This window comes from Cycloclasticus zancles 78-ME (assembly GCF_000442595.1).
Classification (GTDB): domain Bacteria; phylum Pseudomonadota; class Gammaproteobacteria; order Methylococcales; family Cycloclasticaceae; genus Cycloclasticus; species Cycloclasticus pugetii.
On sequence record NC_021917.1, the window covers coordinates 200,776 to 217,640 of the forward strand.

Annotated in this window: 18 protein-coding genes; 8 read left to right on the plus strand and 10 right to left on the minus strand. The window is 45.5% G+C overall.

Features of this window, described 5'->3' with window-relative positions; translation table 11 throughout:
• Positions 1-5: 5 nt before the first annotated feature.
• Together CYCME_RS01015 and CYCME_RS01020 are read left to right on the plus strand one after the other, a co-directional pair.
• A complete protein-coding gene (locus tag CYCME_RS01015; protein ID WP_020931862.1) occupies positions 6-284 on the plus strand; it encodes a hypothetical protein in 279 nt (92 codons plus the stop codon).
• A gap of 488 nt (positions 285-772) precedes the next feature.
• Positions 773-1,729, plus strand: coding sequence for an IS1595 family transposase (locus CYCME_RS01020; RefSeq protein ID WP_020931863.1), 957 nt, complete (start codon positions 773-775; stop codon positions 1,727-1,729).
• A 97-nt stretch (positions 1,730-1,826) separates the two neighbouring features.
• On the opposite strand, the gene CYCME_RS01025 is transcribed toward CYCME_RS01020, so the two are convergent.
• The 10 genes from CYCME_RS01025 to CYCME_RS01070 form a co-directional block, all read right to left on the minus strand.
• Positions 1,827-3,122, minus strand: coding sequence for a Glu/Leu/Phe/Val family dehydrogenase (locus tag CYCME_RS01025; protein WP_020931864.1), 1,296 nt, complete (start codon positions 3,120-3,122; stop codon positions 1,827-1,829).
• 38 nt (positions 3,123-3,160) lie between these two features.
• On the minus strand, positions 3,161-3,619 hold the full coding sequence (locus CYCME_RS01030) for a putative iron-sulfur cluster-binding metallochaperone (RefSeq protein WP_020931865.1): 459 nt from the start codon (positions 3,617-3,619) through the stop codon (positions 3,161-3,163).
• Between the two features lie 132 nt (positions 3,620-3,751).
• Entirely contained in the window at positions 3,752-4,231 is a 480-nt protein-coding gene (locus tag CYCME_RS01035; protein ID WP_020931866.1) for a MerR family transcriptional regulator, read from the minus strand.
• 279 nt (positions 4,232-4,510) lie between these two features.
• On the minus strand, positions 4,511-5,137 hold the full coding sequence (gene merB, locus CYCME_RS01040; RefSeq protein WP_020931868.1) for an organomercurial lyase MerB: 627 nt from the start codon (positions 5,135-5,137) through the stop codon (positions 4,511-4,513).
• Positions 5,138-5,149: 12 nt separating this feature from the next.
• Positions 5,150-6,598, minus strand: coding sequence for a mercury(II) reductase (gene merA / locus CYCME_RS01045; protein ID WP_020931869.1), 1,449 nt, complete (start codon positions 6,596-6,598; stop codon positions 5,150-5,152).
• A gap of 51 nt (positions 6,599-6,649) precedes the next feature.
• On the minus strand, positions 6,650-7,069 hold the full coding sequence (gene merC, locus CYCME_RS01050) for an organomercurial transporter MerC (protein WP_020931870.1): 420 nt from the start codon (positions 7,067-7,069) through the stop codon (positions 6,650-6,652).
• 10 nt (positions 7,070-7,079) lie between these two features.
• Complete coding sequence (gene merP / locus CYCME_RS01055) at positions 7,080-7,352, minus strand: mercury resistance system periplasmic binding protein MerP (protein WP_020931871.1); 273 nt, start codon at positions 7,350-7,352, stop codon at positions 7,080-7,082.
• A 42-nt stretch (positions 7,353-7,394) separates the two neighbouring features.
• On the minus strand, positions 7,395-7,742 hold the full coding sequence (locus CYCME_RS01060; RefSeq protein ID WP_020931872.1) for a mercuric transporter MerT family protein: 348 nt from the start codon (positions 7,740-7,742) through the stop codon (positions 7,395-7,397).
• 82 nt (positions 7,743-7,824) lie between these two features.
• On the minus strand, positions 7,825-8,211 hold the full coding sequence (gene merR / locus CYCME_RS01065) for an Hg(II)-responsive transcriptional regulator (RefSeq protein ID WP_020931873.1): 387 nt from the start codon (positions 8,209-8,211) through the stop codon (positions 7,825-7,827).
• A gap of 35 nt (positions 8,212-8,246) precedes the next feature.
• On the minus strand, positions 8,247-8,573 hold the full coding sequence (locus tag CYCME_RS01070) for a YnfA family protein (RefSeq protein ID WP_020931874.1): 327 nt from the start codon (positions 8,571-8,573) through the stop codon (positions 8,247-8,249).
• A 29-nt stretch (positions 8,574-8,602) separates the two neighbouring features.
• Between CYCME_RS01070 and CYCME_RS01075 the strand changes: the two genes are divergently transcribed.
• From CYCME_RS01075 to CYCME_RS01100, 6 genes are all read left to right on the plus strand, one after another.
• Positions 8,603-9,001: a Transcriptional regulator with HTH domain and aminotransferase domain-containing protein (MocR family) gene (locus CYCME_RS01075; protein ID WP_020931875.1), complete on the plus strand. Its 399-nt coding sequence runs from the start codon at positions 8,603-8,605 to the stop codon at positions 8,999-9,001.
• A 224-nt stretch (positions 9,002-9,225) separates the two neighbouring features.
• Positions 9,226-10,050: a heteromeric transposase endonuclease subunit TnsA gene (locus CYCME_RS01080; protein WP_020931876.1), complete on the plus strand. Its 825-nt coding sequence runs from the start codon at positions 9,226-9,228 to the stop codon at positions 10,048-10,050.
• Entirely contained in the window at positions 10,037-12,109 is a 2,073-nt protein-coding gene (locus tag CYCME_RS01085; protein WP_020931877.1) for a Mu transposase C-terminal domain-containing protein, read from the plus strand. The genes CYCME_RS01080 and CYCME_RS01085 overlap by 14 nt, the downstream gene beginning before the upstream one ends.
• On the plus strand, positions 12,109-13,767 hold the full coding sequence (locus CYCME_RS01090; RefSeq protein ID WP_020931878.1) for an AAA family ATPase: 1,659 nt from the start codon (positions 12,109-12,111) through the stop codon (positions 13,765-13,767). Before CYCME_RS01085 ends, CYCME_RS01090 begins: the two co-directional genes overlap by 1 nt.
• Positions 13,767-15,275, plus strand: a complete 1,509-nt coding sequence (locus tag CYCME_RS01095) for a TnsD family Tn7-like transposition protein (protein ID WP_020931879.1) — start codon at positions 13,767-13,769, stop codon at positions 15,273-15,275. The genes CYCME_RS01090 and CYCME_RS01095 overlap by 1 nt, the downstream gene beginning before the upstream one ends.
• Positions 15,262-16,860, plus strand: a complete 1,599-nt coding sequence (locus tag CYCME_RS01100) for a Tn7-like element transposition protein TnsE (RefSeq protein ID WP_020931880.1) — start codon at positions 15,262-15,264, stop codon at positions 16,858-16,860. The genes CYCME_RS01095 and CYCME_RS01100 overlap by 14 nt, the downstream gene beginning before the upstream one ends.
• The last annotated feature ends 5 nt before the right edge of the window (positions 16,861-16,865 follow it).

Below are 16,865 nucleotides of genomic sequence, written 5' to 3' on the forward strand. Positions count from 1 at the left end.
TGAACATGAATAAGTTAAAGCGTGAATGGAATAAAAAGCCTAATCGAATGAGCGCGCGAATAGAAAAAGAACGCAAACCAAATAAATGCCCTAACTGTAGTGCATCACCCGTAGCAAGCATTTTGTATGGTTACGTCGGCATGGATTCAGTACTCGAGCAAAAAATAGAAGAAGGACGAGTTTCGCTTGGAGGTTGCTGTGAAGGAATGGGCGGCCCTGTTTGGGAGTGTACTCACTGCGGACTCAAAATTTATCAGAAGTTGATTGTTAAGAAGCTATCATAACTAGAAGGTAGTTTAGGATAGAAAATATTAGGACTGTTAATCATTCATAATAGAACCCCCGTCACGGATACTAATTTTCATATTAAGCATACAAATCAATTGGCTCAAAGGCGCTGAAAACTCTTTAATTATTACTCCAAATAATCATGATTATTTGGAGCTTGTCATAGAATCATAGAGTGGCCAGCGATTGAAAACATATGTTAAATTTTCCATCGTAGAATTGCTCGCAATAGGTTCGGAAACCAAAATTTTGGCTCAACCCATAATGGAAATCCCTTTATTTTCTTCAGCTTAGGGAAGTCATATTGGCCTGCCAAAGGTGCTGTTAATCATTGGGTCACTGGTTCGAGTTCAGTCGGAGGAGCCATATATCAAAGCCTTAGCTACCCTTGCGGTGCTGGGGTTTTTTATGGCTATGTCCGATGAGCCTGCTGCAAAGCGACGACTCTAAATTAAATGAGTATGGTTATTGAGAGGTTACCGTCATGAATGAACATGATTTTAGTGGATTATTACAGCAGCTTCCCGAGCTATCTCCCAGTCAGCATCAACGTCTTCATCGATACTTAAAAGCACATGACATCACCGCTTTTGACTTATTGGCTACTCAAGCAGCACCTGAACATTGTCCTTATTGTTACACCGATCACTTCAATCCTTGGGGTTCAAGTCATGGGCTGCCCCGTTATCGTTGCACAGATTGTTCAAGAACATTTAACGCGCTCACCGGAACGCCGTTAGCCAAACTGCATAAGCGCGAGCACTGGGTGGCTTATCTTAATACGCTGATAGAAGGGCTTTCTCTCAGGGCCGCCGCTCAACAATGCGGGATCAACAAAGATACGGCCTTGTTGTGGCGACATCGCTTTCTTCATATGATCAGTCAGCATCAAGCCACGCATGAACACGGGATTGTCGAAGCGGATGAAACGTTCTTTTTAGAATCTTTTAAAGGCCAAAGGCAACTAGACAGGCCGTCTCGAAAACGAGGCGGTGTCGGTAAAACACGCGGTACGGGAGCTGATCAGGTACCCGTGCTGATTGTCAGAGACCGTCATAAAGCCACCGCCAACTTTATTCTGACGCGTGTCGATGCTGTCACCATTCGCCAAGCACTTCAACCGCTTATTGATAAAGAGGCCATGCTTTGTACAGACGGTGCGGCGGTGTATTCTGCCTTTGCTAAAAACACCGGAATAGCACATGAAGTTATCCATACCAAAGGCCCAAGAGCTCGAGGTGTATTTCATGTTCAAAATGTGAATGCCTACGGCAGTCGCCTTAAAACGTGGATGCGTCGCTTTCATGGTGTAGCGACCAAATATTTAGGGCATTATTTAGGATGGCGGTTGCTGCTGGAGCGTTATCAATCAGTGATTACACCTGAATTATGTTTGCTTGAAGCGGTTGGGAGAGTTCCACAACAGCTCTCTTGGACATAGCCCGAAAAAAGCTGCTAAAAATATGCTAGCGCTTTGTTCAAAAGAAATATTTAGCTTCGGTTATCTAATTGTAAGAAGCTCAACATCCTGTGAGCTATCAAGTTTCTGTGTGTTGCTGGAAATACTCGCGTGTACCGTGTTCGATCATGGCCCCTGAAATCCGCTCAATACCGTGCAGATAGGCAGCGGTGCGCAGGTTGATCTGCTTATCGTCTGCGAGTTCGAAGATGTAGCGGGCTTCGCGGTCCATGATCGTCTTCAATCGACCGTTCACCTCGTCTTCATCCCAGTAAAAACCAGCGCGGTTCTGTACCCACTCAAAGTAACTCACTGTCACACCGCCAGCATTCACCATTACATCGGGCAGCACCGGGATGCCGCGCTCGCTGAGTATTGCATCCGCACGCGAATCGACGGGGCCATTGGCAATCTCCAGCAGCTGACGGGCCTGGATTTGAGCTGCGTTTTGTTCGGTGATCTGGTTTTCCAGCGCCGCAAGCACCAGCACGTCCACATCCAGCTCCAGCAGGTCGGCATTTGAAAGGGTGTCATAACGGGCTTCCTCGCAAACCGAGCTATCGCAATACAGTATGGCCTTGAGTTCGCGACGTGTACGCTTGTGCTGCATGATCAGCTCCGGTTCCAGCCCGGCAGCTGAATAGATGCCGCCTTGAGAATCCGAAAGGGCGACGATACGGAATCCGGCTAAATGGGCCAGACGCGCAAAGTGGTAACCAGCGTTACCAAACCCCTGTACCGCGACAGTGGTCTGTCCTGGATCGAGTTGGTTACGGGCCACCCATTGTTGCAACGCATACAAGGCCCCTTGACCCGTGGCGGCCTCACGTCCCAGTGAGCCACCAAGATGGACGGGCTTACCGGTGATAACACCGGGTAATTGCTCACGCATGATCTGAGCATACTCATTGGCCATCCAGCCCATGATAGTGGCATTGGTGTAGACATCGGGCGCTGGAATATCCCGTTTCGGACCAATGACGTCGGCGATTGCCCGGATATAACCGCGCGACAGGCGCTCCAGTTCCAGACGCGAAAGTTCCTTTGGGTTGACCACAATACCGCCCTTGGCACCACCGAACGGTAATCCCATTACGGCACATTTGATCGTCATCCAGAAACTCAAAGAGGTGACTTCATCCAGAGTGACCGACGGGTGATAGCGAATACCGCCTTTAGTTGGCCCGCGTGTATCGTCGAACTGTACACGATAACCAGTAAAAACACGCAGATCGCCGTCGTCCATGCGCACCGGAATACTGACGGTAAGTGCCAGCTTGGGTTGTTGCATGCGCAGCAGGATATCATCGGATAAGTTGATGTGTTCCAGGACTTTAGTTAAGTGTGACAGGGCATCGTCAAAAAGTGATTTCATTTGTTGGTCTCCTTCCAAAAAAATACTGGGCCACTACTTCAAATGCCATTCTTCATCGCTTTTTTTAGCAGCAATGAGAAGTCTGCCAGACAGCATTGGCCCGAGGGGTTTTGTGTTTCACAAGCGCACAGTTTTGCTTTGGTTTGTGCTGTAACAAAAGATTTACTGGCACTGTGTCCGGTATGTTCCAGTTCATCCAAGACATGTCGTTCCGTCACATCAAAACAATAACAAATTGTCCGCTCAGTTGAGGTTTGTTTTTGCCCAATAGCCCCCCTGACTTGATCTTGGCGATAAAGGCAACCACAATCACTGAAATACACGGTCTCACAATCAGCGTTAGCGCAAAAATAAAAATGGCTTTCTGGAATAGATCGATTGACAGGACTGATAACATGGTGGAGGAGCGTCTGACGCGTGGTTGCTTTTTGCACTTGACGGCAATCAGGGCACTCAGCTTTACGAGGTGGTCTTTTTGAACTGCAACAATCACTCATGGAAAATCCTTCATATTACGTCTAATAGGTGTATGGGGTAAAATTAAAAACTCCGCAACATCATACGAAGTCAATTGGTTCTGTTTGTTGCTCATGATTTCCATGCCATCTTGGGATTACCATTCGAAGACATTAAACACTCCTTTTTTTCGTTAAGGGTTTGTCGAGTTGCTCCAAGTGACACAACTGTTTGTCTAGTGAGTGCAGATAGGTCTGCTTTTCTGCAATTTTTGTGCGCAAGAGTCGGACGGCCTCATCACAAGCCTTCCGGTCTTCAGCATTAATTGCTTGTAGTAGTGGTTTGATCTCAAGGATCAAGAGGCCAGCGGCTCGTGCGGCTCGAATTAAACGCAGTCGAGTTAACGCACATTGGTCGTATAGACCATACCCACTCTTAGTTTTCTCGCTACAGTTAAGTAGCCCCTCAGCGACATAATTTCTTACCGTATGAACAGTGGTTTGTGCCGTTTTAGCCAACTGCGAAATACTCAGTGGAAAGGTTAGTAATTGATCGTCAGTCTCTATGAACTTATAGAAGTCGGGGATGACATCAAAGTAACTGGGTTGTCTACGAACTTTAGCTTTGCTGGGTGAAATATTTGTTTTAGTCATTGGTAATTTCCTCATGCCTTGTGCTATCGCGTTTTCATCTAACCATAGCATTTCAGCCTGGTTGACTTTATTGGGTATGATCAATCAAAAGCCCGGTCATACATCACACCCCTACTGTTCAAGGAAGTGTTGCTGGTGTTATATTCCTACTCCTTCTCAGCACTATTCGCTCACATTCGCACTCACTGGTGAAAAGAAACACGCCCTCGCCTTCATCGTATGACGCGATTAAACGGGCGAAATGTCCGGTCCTTCGATACAGAGTCGCCCATCCTCCATCTAGTTGAACAAATTTTCTGCCAATGAAGCTCCCAACTCGTATGCTTCGGAGATTGGTAGAATCTTGGCGTTAGGATGTTGCGCTAACCAATTAGACGCACAACGATCGGATTGGAAAAAATGCACGTTACAGCAAAAGCTACTGCGAATATCGTTCTTGTTAGAAGAGGTAACAATAGATACAACAGCAGATGGTGGCTCTACTTTTTCTATACCATCCGGCGTGATAACAACCCTAACTGGCTGGTCAGTACCTTTACAAGGTGATTCAATCGTAGCCGTTTTCCCCAGTAACTTAGGGAACATCAGCGCATCCAAGGCGCACCAGGTATACAGCGTCTGCTCTTCAAGTTTAAAGCTGTGTGGAGTTGGTTTGAGCGTTAACCCCAGACCGACCAAATTTCCCGCATCGTCTAATTCCACATTTGGGAGTTTGGGCAATAACACGGCAATTTTTTCGCGAGGCCGCCCAGTGACTTCTGCAATTTCTTTCGGTGTTACAGGGCGACCATGCGCCAGTTGCGACAGAATCGGTTTAAATAGGTCGGCATACTGCTCTCCTCTTACAGACTCCTCACGGAAGGAACGAGAAAAATCTTGGGTAAGTTGATCCAGTATAGTAGTCATGAAAGCCTCCTTTTATCCAGCGCAGCAGGACAGTTCTTTCACATCCTTGTTGAAAGTTTGTGCACAGAGTTTCAAACCTTCCACCATGGTTAAGTAGGGAAACAGTTGATCGCCCAGGTCGATGACAGTCATGCGATTACGGATCGCTAAGACTGCGCTTTGAATGAGCTCACCGCCTTCGTGAGCCAAAATCTGCGCGCCGATCAAGCGTCCGGTTGCCATTTCAACGACGAGCTTGATAAAGCCGTCAGTTTCAAAGTTGGCCAGCGCTCGCGGCACGTTTTCCATATCCAATACGCGACTGTCGGTGTCAATACCCTGCGCGTTGGCCTGCTTTTCGGTCAGTCCGACTGTGGCCACCTGAGGATCCGTAAAGATCACCGCTGGCATGGTGGATAGATCCAGTTTGGCATCCCCTCCCGTCATATTGACCCCGGCACGACTACCCGCTGCTGCCGCGACATAGACAAATTGCGGCATATTAGAGCAATCACCCGCCGCATAAATACCGGGGACGCTGGTTTCCATGCGCTCATTGACGATGATCTCACCGTTTTTCTCGGTGTTGACACCGACCGTATCCAGATTCAGTTGGGCCGTATTGGCATGACGCCCGGTGCTGATCAACAATTGGTCACAAATCAAGGTGCCTGCGTTGGATTCAAGAGTGAACCGCTGACCGTCGTAGGAAACGCTGGACGCTCGAGTATCGCTGAGAATGCGCATCCCTTCTTTTTCAAAGCATTCAGCCAGTTTTTCACCGAGTAGCGGGTCTTCCCGATAGAGCAAGGTGTGACGTGCCAATACCGTCACTTCACTGCCCAAACGACGGTAAGCCTGGGCAATTTCCAGTGCGACAACAGACGAACCGATCACCATCAGGTGTTGTGGCAGGTTCTTGGCAAACAGCGCTTCGGTGGATGTCCAATAAGGAGTATCCACGAGACCATCAATCGGTGGAATAGTCGGTGTTGAACCGGTGGCAATCAAAATCTTATCAGCGTGAATATCTTGTTCAGAACCATCGGCCTTGCTGACGATTAAGGTATTTGCGTCTTTAAATTTCGCATAACCTTTGACCAAACTCAATGCCGGGTTAGAATCGAGAATATTTTGGTATTTGGCGGCCCGCAATTCTTCTACACGCGCCGTTTGTTGTTGCGCCAGCAGAGCACGACTTAATTCGGGCGTGTGATTTGCCAGACCGGCAAAGGGGTTATGGCGTTGTTGCTGCGCCAATTGCGCCGCCCGGATTAAAATTTTAGAAGGCACACAACCAACATTGACACAGCAGCCGCCAATCACGTCAGCCCCTTCGATGATGGTAACCTTGGCACCGCCTTCCGCTGCCTTGATGGCACAGGCAAACGCCCCAGAACCACTGCCAACAATGGCAACATGCAATGATTCCTTGTTGCCGGTACAACAGGATGATTGTTCGTTATTTTCTTGATTAGTCATTTTATCCTCTTAGAGAGTTCATCATCTTTTCCGTTGCCACCCTTGGGTTCTTCATGTGGCGCAGGTTTCATCGTCACAGCGTTTATTAGCCGGTGAAAAAATATCCCATAACGACACCACAACCATCAGGGCGAGCGCCAAATAGGTAACATAGCTACTCCAACCGTATTGGAAAAACGGGTAAAGAGATAACAGCAATAACACGGGGCCGAGCATCCCCAATAAACTGCGATGCCATTGCTTGTGGCTGAACCAGCCAAGCCCATTGATCACCAGAGCGACCCAAGCAAACAGCGGCAACAGCGTGTTGATAAACAGACCTTCCCACTGGCTGAGAAAGCCTAATCCAACGGCGGCCCCAAGGCTGGCAAGGGCCGGAAAACACATAGCGCAGCCCATCGCCGATACGAGCGCACCTAACGATCCGGCTTTATCGCCAATTCGGGTCAAGAGATTGAATAGGTTGGTCATGCTGTTTACCTCATTTGATGGTAGACGGATAGCCTACATTCTTGGTTGCTTCAGTCAGGGTGTTAACGGTGGTTTTTTCGTCGTCAAACGTCACCACGGCAAGCTTGGTCTCAAAGGTCACTTCGGCTTTACTGACGCCCTCGACGTTTTGTAAGGCTTTCTTCACGGTAAAGGGACACGTCACACAGTTCATGGTGGGTACTACCAGGGTCACGGTTTGCTGTTTCGCAAAGGCGGTCAGGCTTGTCAGTGCAAGTAATGTCAATAAAGCAATTTTTTTCATCATTTTCTCCAAAAGATTAAGGTGTATTTTTCAATTCGGCGATCAGGCAAACCAGACAATCCAGTAATTACTAGTGACTAAAACCAGTGCCGTAAGCGCGGTTAACCAAAAAACCACCTGCCGACGTTTGCGTACTTGAGATAGGACACATACCGTGCCTGACTCACAGTCCTCTATAGGGCGATAGACTTTCAATCCTGCAAAGCCAAATAAGGCTATAACCACGAGGATAAAAATGGGCCTGTACGGCTCTAACAGCGTCAGGTTACCAATCCAGGAACCGCTGACGCCAAGTAGCAATAGGACGAACGGCCCCGCACAACACAGGCCCGCGCCTACGGCGGCAATAATCCCACCAATAATGGGTAGATTGGAATCTTTCTCTGACACGCCTTACTCTCCTATATATTTAAGTGATGGGGAAAGTATAAATGCCGTACCCAGGTACGGAGTCAAGCGATTTTAAGGCTAGCTAAGGTTGCAGGGAATCAATGATAGGACAATGGCTATCATCCTCATTACTTTGACATTGGGCTAAGAGTGCGTTGAGCGCTTTTTCCAGGCGACGCAAATCCACCATTTTATCTTTGACGGCGGCGAGTTTGTGCTCGGCCAATTCCTGAACCTGGCCGCAGGGGCTATCATTCAGATTCAGTAAATTGGCTATCTCATTCAGGGTGAACCCCAACTCCTGGGAGCGCTTAATAAAGCGAATTCGGTTAATCGTATCATTGGGGTAATGACGGTACCCAACCTCCGGTTTTGCTGGCTGCTCTATTAATCCACGACGCTCATAGAAACGTATCGTCTCAACATTGATAGCCAGTGTTTTTGCCACTTTGCTGATAGTTTGTGCCATCGCTACTCCTCAGTGCATCCAGCTGGAATGCTTGTTTATGCCTTCAGCGTCTCGCTGAAAAAAATGAAAGCCGCACCCGCGAAACAGAATGCGACGCCTAGTATATCGTAGCCATTGGGTAGCTGTCTTTCCACAGCAGCCCCCCATAATAGTGACGCAGCAATATACACACCACCATAGGCCGCATAGGCACGACCAGCGTAAGAGGCTTCTACTTGTGCCAAAACCCAGGCGAAGGCCACCAGAGAAATGATTCCTGGAACAAGCCAAAGCGGGCTTTTATCCAGTTTCCACCATGCCCAAAAGGCATAGCAGCCAGCAATTTCAAAAAATGCCGCAAGAAAGAAGTACCCAAACGTCACACCATTAACCACCTAAGTTTTAAAACAGTGTGAACACACATAATGCGGGTAATGTTTCAGGGCTCACCCAAAATTCAGTCCTTACCTTTATGCAAGAAGGTCATTTTTCTAGGCACATTCAACGCATGAGGATGCTTTATACGGAACGTCGAAAATTAGTCGCTCAAGTATTCACTCAAGTCTTAGGCGACAAAGTTTCAATTGAGCACCAACTTGGCGGCATGCATATGATCGTAAAACTTAAAAACCAAAATGCCGATGATGTTGCACTATCGAACAGAATGATGAAATCAGGCCTCTACTCTCAAGCACTATCGGAATGGTCAACACGCCCTGTTCATCCAAGTTTAATTTTAAGTTTTACGAATATTCAGACAAAAGCAGAGTGTTACGAATTAGCCCACCGGTTAAAAGAACTAATGATTTGATATTGGGTCACTGGTTCGAGTCCAGTCGGAGGAGCGACCTATTCCAAAGACTGAAACTTCATATAAGGAAAGAGTTAACATAAAGTTTTTTACGAGATTATAAAGATGGATTATTTTGTGTTAAGTTTAAAACGTTCGTGGTTATTGACTATACTATTTACGACATTCTTCAGAAGAAATATTGAGCTACTTTAGAAATAAGTCAGTTCAGGTGGCAATTTACTATGGGCAAGAAGCAATATTGGAACTCAGAAGCCAAAAACCGGCGTTGGATCAAAGATGGTCGTGGTCAAGGCACAGGATCAAACTATAAACCTTGGTTAACTGTTCGAGATGTGGCTTCCGAAGGCCGTTCACATCGAGTCTTTGGGCACATAAGTCAGCGTACTCACCACCTACTCTCCGATCTCGAACTTGCAACATTTCTTCTGCTTCAATGGCGCTCCACTACCACAGATATTCGAGAACAATTCCCACTAGATCGTGAAGTGACGCGGGAGATAAGTGAACGATTAGGAATCGAACATCCAAATCATCACGGAGTTGACCAATACATGAGCAGTGACTTTGTTGTTGATTCTCGAGAAAAAGATAGGCCGCGATTTACTATTCAGGTCAAAACATCGGAAGCTTATAGTAACCCTAGGACAATAGAAAAACTTGAGATTGAACGCCTTTACTGGCGTGAGAAAGGAGTACCAATTTTTTGGGTCACTGAGAATCAGATATCGCCAATTGTATTTGAGAATATTAACCTTCTTTATAACCATATTGACGATGACACCGATCACGATGATCTCTTAGTTCAATTTGAAATTTTTAGTAAACATATACGAGCGAGTGAAAATCTGAGGGTTAAAGAATTATGTATGAAACTCGACGCTTCATATGATAACTCACCAGGTGAGGCTCTATACCAAGTTAAAAGATTGCTTGCGCAACGCTATTGTCATTTTGACATAACTAAACCGTTTACAGAGTTACGATGTTCCGACATTACAGTTGAAACTTTCGATGCTCTGCAGGAGAGTTGGTGTGTTTCAAGTTAATGAGGTGATCCAGTTAGAAGATAAGCTTTACAGAGTGCTTGTAACGACAAATATCCATGTTGTATGGATTTCTATCGATGACCAAAAAGCCTTTCCAGATATTATTGAGCTTTCACAACTCGAATCCCTCTTATTAGAAGAAAAGGTAATTCGCGTTGATGATCCATTTGGGTATGTAATAAACCTACTGCCTGAGCCAGGCTCCAAAGAATCAATGATTCGAGATAGAAACTATCAAATTATTAAGCCGCTAATCGAAGATGCTAATTTTTATATAAAAAAGATTCGAGCAAAACATGTCGTGAATATTCTCGATGCTGGTGACGTTTCAAGGCCATATGTCTATAAGTTGATTCGTCGTTATTGGCAAAGAGGACAGGTGCCAAATGCCTTGCTTCCTGATTACAAAAACTCAGGAGCGAAAGGTCAGAAACGGATTGCTAATGACAAAAAACTCGGCCGCCCAAGAAAAATCATGGAAGGAACAGGTGCGATAGTAGATGAGCAAACTGAAAAACTATTCCGAATAATTATTGATAAATACATTTTCAAGAAGCAATTCTCTATTGCACGAGCGCACCGTAAATTCAAAGGGCTTTATGACAACATATTCCCTGGTGTGCCTGAATCAGAAAAACCAACGAAGCGCCAACTAAGTTACTTCTTAGACCGCGAATATAAGAATGTGGATAAAATTAAGGCGGGTGTATCAGATATCATTTATAAAAAAGATGTCCGCCCGTTGCATAGTACCGCAACTATTCAAGCTTTAGGGCCTGGGTCGCGTTATGAGATAGATGCCACGATTGCCGACGTAATATTAGTATCAGACCATGACCGAAATCAGCCTGTCGGGCGACCTACTGTTTATATTGTAATAGATGTTTTTTCGAGACTAATTGTTGGCTGGTACATCGGTTTTGAAAACCCGTCTTATGTTGCGGCAATACAATCACTTCATTTGGCGTTAAACGACAAGAGCCAATTATTCAAAGATTTAGAGATTGAAACTGATAGTTTTTCTTGGCCTGATCCTGGTTTGCCAGAAGCAATACTTGCTGATCGAGGAGAGCTTATCGGTCATCAGATTGAAGGTTTAGAATCAAGTTATAGAGTTAGGATCGAAAATACACCCCCTTATCGAGGAGATGCGAAAGGAATCGTCGAACAAAGGTTTCGGACGCTCCAAGCAGAATTCAAGAAATTTACTCCAGGAGAAGTGGTTGGCCCAACCATAAGAAAGAGAGGCGGTAAAAACTATTGGCTTGACGGCAAATTAACTATCTCGGAGTTTACCGAAATCATAGTTTCATCAATCGTTATGAGGAATTTTGTAGATCCAATGACGAAGTATGACCGAGCGAAGGACATGCCTGCAGATTTACCATCAATACCAATTCATCTTTGGAATTGGGGGCTTCAAAATCGAACTGGTCGCCTACGTAAAGCTAATGCAAAATCGATCCGTATTGCGCTACTGCCGAGAGAGCAAGCTAGTGTATCAGCACAAGGTATATGTCTATTTGGTGTTTATTACTCTGCCTCAGAAATTGTCGAACTTGGCTGGATGCATCGCTCGGACAAATCAAATAGGCCTAAAAAAGTTGAGGTCGCTTTTGATCCAAATTTTGCCGATGAGATTTATTTATTTCATACCGGAGGAAGTCGAGCCCATTGGGTATGCCGCATTACTGATTTATCGAGGGAGTTTAGGGGTGTAACGTTTTGGGAAGTTTGGCGTAAACAGAGACAGATCAAAGTGCAAGGTGCGCAAGATAATCTGCAAGCTGATAAACTTCGCAAGCATCATGAAGATCGTGTTGAAGACATCATTTCGTCGGCAATTAAACAAACACCGAAGACAAGCGCTACAAATGTTGAGCGAATGAAAGGAGTCAGTCATGCACGGTCTGAACAGCTTGCGAAAGAACGGGGTCAGCGTCGACCAAAAAGGTCTGAGCGCGAGCAACTTGCAAAGGTAGTTCATCTAACTCCGCCTGAAGATAGTGATGACTACCCGGATTTTGAAGACGAATTGTTTGATGATGGAGACAATTAATGGAACAGCCTAATCATTTTGTTACAGCGTCTTACCAGTCAACAGGTATAAAACGTTACGATGGTAACCCCTTTATTGAAGCACTCCCTCCCATCTTGTCCGTTGCTCAAGCAGGCAAGAGCATCAAGGGGCAGGTAGGTTTTCATCCCTCTGATCGGCTGGCGGATCCTAAATCCAGAATGCACATGGTCGTTTCGCTGTTGGATGATTATTTTCAGCCTCTCTCGCAACATGTTCAGTTGCAAGAGAAAATCGACATGATGCTTCGCATGGGGTACGTCGGCAGAAACATCAGTGACGGTTCACTAAACAGAAAGCTGCAAGAAGGCTACGAGCTGATCAAGTCTGGAGGGGAAGTCACAGCAAATTTCGCTGTTGAAAAAACCACAGCGAGAAGCATGTCTTTAGTGGGTATCTCAGGAAGTGGCAAAACCAGCTCTTTAGAACGGGTGCTGGAAACTTATCCGCAAGTGATCTACCACGAGCAGCAAAATTTCTTTCAGGTGACTTACTTGAAGATCGAATGCCCGAGTAATGGCGACCTTGAAAGCCTGTGTCTTAACTTCTTTAGTGCTGTTGATAGCGTGCTGGGTTCGGATTACGAACGCCGTTATGCAAAACAACGCCTGTCTGTTCCAAAAATGCTGGCTTTGATGCGGCAAACGGCAAATAATCGCGCGATAGGAATTTTGGTCATCGACGAGATACAGCGATTAAGCCAGGTGCGTTCAGGTGGCAAGGAACAAATGTTAGAATTTTTTGTTGAACTCGTAAATACAGTAGGCATTCCGATCGTGTTAGTGGGTACGCCAAAGGCTCGCCCAATTTTTGAACTAGAATTACAATCTGGGAGACGAAGTGCCGGTCTTGGCTCCATTTATTGGGAGACTATTCCACAATATGTTTCTAAAGGCTACGGAAAGGAGTCAAACCTTAATTGGATTAGGTTGTCAGACAGCCTCTGGAAGTATCAGTGGCTGAAACACGGAGATGACCCTCTCACTGATGAGATTAGAGATTGTTGGTATGACTTATCCCAAGGTGTCCTAGATATTGTTGTAAAGTTGTTTGTATTAGCTCAGCTTCGTGCCATAGCAAATAAGAAAGAACGAATTACTGTGGGCATTCTACAGTCGGTATACAAGCAGGAGCTTAAGCCCGTTCACCCTATGCTGGATGCATTAAGGTCGGGTGATGCCGACAAAATTACAAAGTACTCAGATATGCGTGTCGTAGATCTAGATAAACGGATTATTCAGCTGGGCGCGGAAATCTTGAATGTCGTTCAAAAGCAAGAGGAAAGGTTGTTTGGTGGTAACCAGGACGCTCTGCGATTATACAATGTGATATTGCAGATCGAGGAAACCTTTGATGAGCAGGGCGTAGCCAAACTTGTTGAACGGGTTTTCAAAGAGCATCCAGACTATAGCCTTCATGAAATGATTCCCATTTTGGTGAGGTGGTACAAATCGAATGAAGGTCAAATAAGGGAAGTTAAGTCCATAACGAAAGTTAAGGAAAAAAATTGGCTTGATTTAGACGTCAAAGATCTAAGGTATCAATACGCTTATTGCAAAGAAGAAAAACTTTCACTGGTAGAGCAGCTTGAGCAAAACGGTCAGATGTTCGACCTAGATGGTTGGGCTGAAGGTTATTAATGCTCGGGTACCCGCCCCCTTATCCTGAGGAGCTGCTGTATAGTACGACAGCAAGAGCAGGTGTTCATGATGGCGAAACATCGCCTAAGCAGTTGTTGGATAAGGTATTCAATAATCGCAAAGTAGTTGCGACAGTGGATTTACCTAACCATGTATTGGCCCTAGCTGAGCAGTATCCTCTAGCACTCGGATTAGTTACTAAAACTCTAATATCTCGTCATACACTCTGGCCCATTTATGCATCATTCCTGCCACGCGAGCGAAATAAAAAGTTAAAAAAATGGATGAGTGGCAGCTCCCGAGGCGCTGTACATTTGGCCAGTGGTATAGCCGCCTCAAAAGTGAAAGCTAAACAACGACTTTTTGTTTGCTTAGAGTGCTTGAAAGTCCAGAAACAAAAATATGGGGAGTGCTTTTGGAATAGACTTTGGCAGGTTCCCCTACTAAAGGTATGCCCAGCGCACGGCCCATTGCATACCACAAGCGTTGAGCTTGACGGAGAGCATCGGCACTCATATCTGCCTGTTGAGGAGGCAGAAATATTGGAACCAGTTAAAGCTGCGGCTGTTGACAGCATTTTTTCCCATCAAACAGCTAACTTATTGCAGGTGCAAAATGAAGGAATTAGTTTTTCTCAATGGACGGCATTTTATAAGTGGTTCGCGTCGAGCCAAGGGTGTTTTTATGGGCGAAGGGTTGACCATAGTAAGATTCACGAAACTGTAATCCAATTCTGGGGCAAACGTTGGCTTGCAAACGCCGGTATTCTTCCATCAGAGACGGAAACTTCTTGGCTGAGGGGTCTGTTCAGAAAACATAGGAAAAGCTTTAGTTTTGCTGAGCATATTGTGGTTATATCTGCCCTTTCCAATGGCGCGATAAGTATTGGTGATGCCATTGATAAAGCATCAAGGATGGTAATAAACAGCGAAAAAGTCATCCAAGAAAAAGAGCCGGAGCTAATTACTGAAAACCAATTGAGCCAAGACCAAATCAAGTGGAAACAGCTCCTTGAACAAATGCCACCAAAGGCATCTCGTCAGCAAAATTCAGCACTCTATGCACGGCTTTATCGAAACCACTACGACTGGTTGATATACATCGACAGTGTATATCATGCAGATTATATAACAGTTAACAAACGTGTCGACTGGCCACAACGAGACAAACAAGTGACTAAAGAGCTGCGCCACGCTTATGAAAATCTATCTGAAGACTTAAGCGCTCCCCGACTAAGCAGAACATTCCTGATTCACCAGCTTGAACACCGAGCAACAGTCGAAAAAAACCTTCATCGTTTACCTCGTTCTTCAACATTGCTTTCCATTTACACAGAGAGTATCACTGAGTATCAGGCTCGAAGGCTTACCCGTGCTTATTTCTCGATGCAAGAGCGTGGGCAGGAAATTAAGCGCTGGTCTTTGCTTCGGCAAGCTGGTTTAAGTGATGAGCGAATGACAGCCATTGTTGCAGAGCTTTTAAAGGAGATGTTGAGTGAGTCTACATGAGGCAAGGTTTAAAAAGCTTAATGATGATTCCAGAGTACTAGGCATCGGTTCTCTTTTTCGTGGCAAAGATAGAAAAACTTGGGCGATCAACGTTGACTTTAATGGTGGGACTTCGCAGAGTATGCAATTCAGCAATATACCAGTACTTGCCAGAAAGCGTGTTTTAAACCCGACGATACAGCATGAATTTGCTGGCTTTCCAGTTGATTTCTTAATTGAAAATGCCCAGAAGTGGGAAGTGGCCAAGGCGTCTGATTGCCCTGCGTATCAGGCACATAGACATGGTAAAGACGGCAACCAACTTTGTTTTGTTGTGCAGGTTGGAAGCACTCGGGTGTTTATCCCGCAATTAGAGTTGGCTCGCGCGCTTTTTTATCATGACCCGTTTCTTGCTCGCCTAAGTCTTCAGCATAATGCTCTGGCTGAAGACTTCATCCTCGGCAAAAGAGATGACGGTCAGCCCATGATTATCGTTCGAGAAGGAGCTGAATATCCAGTATCTTACTTTAACCGAGATGATAACCGCCGTTTTCTCAGTTGGGTGCTGCTTGATCGCGCGGCCAGAGCCTCCTTTGAAAGTATCGGTATTCACCTAATAAAAAACCAGTACCAGCAAAAAAATTATCTGCATTGGAGCTTCCAGTTCACACCACCGCCCCTGTCGGACTTGGAACTTGGGGCTAGCGGATGGGGAGACAGAAACTCGAATAGCTTCTTTGTTTGGGAAGTAACCAAACTCTACAGCTTGCCCTCGGACATAAAAGGCGAGATTGATTTCTATCACCCAGGTTATGAGCGAAAAGTTGGTGGAAAACCAACCAAAGGCGATGGAAAGCAAGGGGAAGCTCCTGATCAGTACGAACTGGATGATGACGAGCTTTCGGATGTGGATAAGGCTACGATAGTGCTTATGTCAAAGCGAGTAGCTGTGTCGTTTAGAACGCCTCATATCACAAACAGAATCGCGAGTAAGACTAAAGCTGTAAACCATTTTATTGGCGATGGTGACAAAGAAGTTTTGGATAAATGCCTAAGTCAAAATGAAAAAGAAGAGTCCGGTAATCTACCTGGAGGCTCATGGAATAACCTAGATGATCAAACGGACGATGCCCATCTGTATATTGGAAAGTTTCAGTCATTCTTCAAAATGGTCGACAGTCTAGTTGCAAAACATGGCTGTATATTAGTCAGAAAAGAGATAACAAAACTTCCGAAGGTGGGTGACGGAAAGAAACATTGGTTAGCCGACATGCAAAATCCTCGTTGTATGGCTATTGTTGAGTTGGAGTTCAGCAACCAGTTTTATACTTTATTGGAAGTAGATACCTCGGATGGTGCAGCGAAACTATCGACCATACTGCTTACGTCTTCGCTAGGGTGGGCAAAAGCAAACGAGAAAGCGATTCTGTATCGAATTATGAAGAAGTCTCTGGGCTGGCCAAGTGACTACTTTAAAGAACGATTAGGCGAAAAGACATACAAAGGGATACCGCATCCGAAATCTAAGCATTCCACAGATCTTCCACCAGAGGTCATAGAGCCTTGGGCGCAGAGAGTTGTTCATTGGATTTTGCGTACGGTATAAATTAC

Excerpts from the sequence above, each read along its gene's own strand:
- merR (WP_020931873.1), bottom strand. The coding sequence starts at position 8,211 with ATGGCACAAACTATCAGCAAAGTGGCAAAAACACTGGCTATCAATGTT.
- merB (WP_020931868.1), bottom strand. The coding sequence starts at position 5,137 with ATGACTACTATACTGGATCAACTTACCCAAGATTTTTCTCGTTCCTTC.
- CYCME_RS01020 (WP_020931863.1), top strand. The coding sequence starts at position 773 with ATGAATGAACATGATTTTAGTGGATTATTACAGCAGCTTCCCGAGCTA.
- CYCME_RS01030 (WP_020931865.1), bottom strand. The coding sequence starts at position 3,619 with ATGAGTGATTGTTGCAGTTCAAAAAGACCACCTCGTAAAGCTGAGTGC.
- CYCME_RS01015 (WP_020931862.1), top strand. The coding sequence starts at position 6 with ATGAATAAGTTAAAGCGTGAATGGAATAAAAAGCCTAATCGAATGAGC.
- merC (WP_020931870.1), bottom strand. The coding sequence starts at position 7,069 with ATGACCAACCTATTCAATCTCTTGACCCGAATTGGCGATAAAGCCGGA.
- CYCME_RS01025 (WP_020931864.1), bottom strand. The coding sequence starts at position 3,122 with ATGAAATCACTTTTTGACGATGCCCTGTCACACTTAACTAAAGTCCTG.
- CYCME_RS01035 (WP_020931866.1), bottom strand. The coding sequence starts at position 4,231 with ATGACTAAAACAAATATTTCACCCAGCAAAGCTAAAGTTCGTAGACAA.
- merA (WP_020931869.1), bottom strand. The coding sequence starts at position 6,598 with ATGACTAATCAAGAAAATAACGAACAATCATCCTGTTGTACCGGCAAC.
- CYCME_RS01080 (WP_020931876.1), top strand. The coding sequence starts at position 9,226 with ATGGGCAAGAAGCAATATTGGAACTCAGAAGCCAAAAACCGGCGTTGG.
- CYCME_RS01095 (WP_020931879.1), top strand. The coding sequence starts at position 13,767 with ATGCTCGGGTACCCGCCCCCTTATCCTGAGGAGCTGCTGTATAGTACG.
- CYCME_RS01090 (WP_020931878.1), top strand. The coding sequence starts at position 12,109 with ATGGAACAGCCTAATCATTTTGTTACAGCGTCTTACCAGTCAACAGGT.
- merP (WP_020931871.1), bottom strand. The coding sequence starts at position 7,352 with ATGAAAAAAATTGCTTTATTGACATTACTTGCACTGACAAGCCTGACC.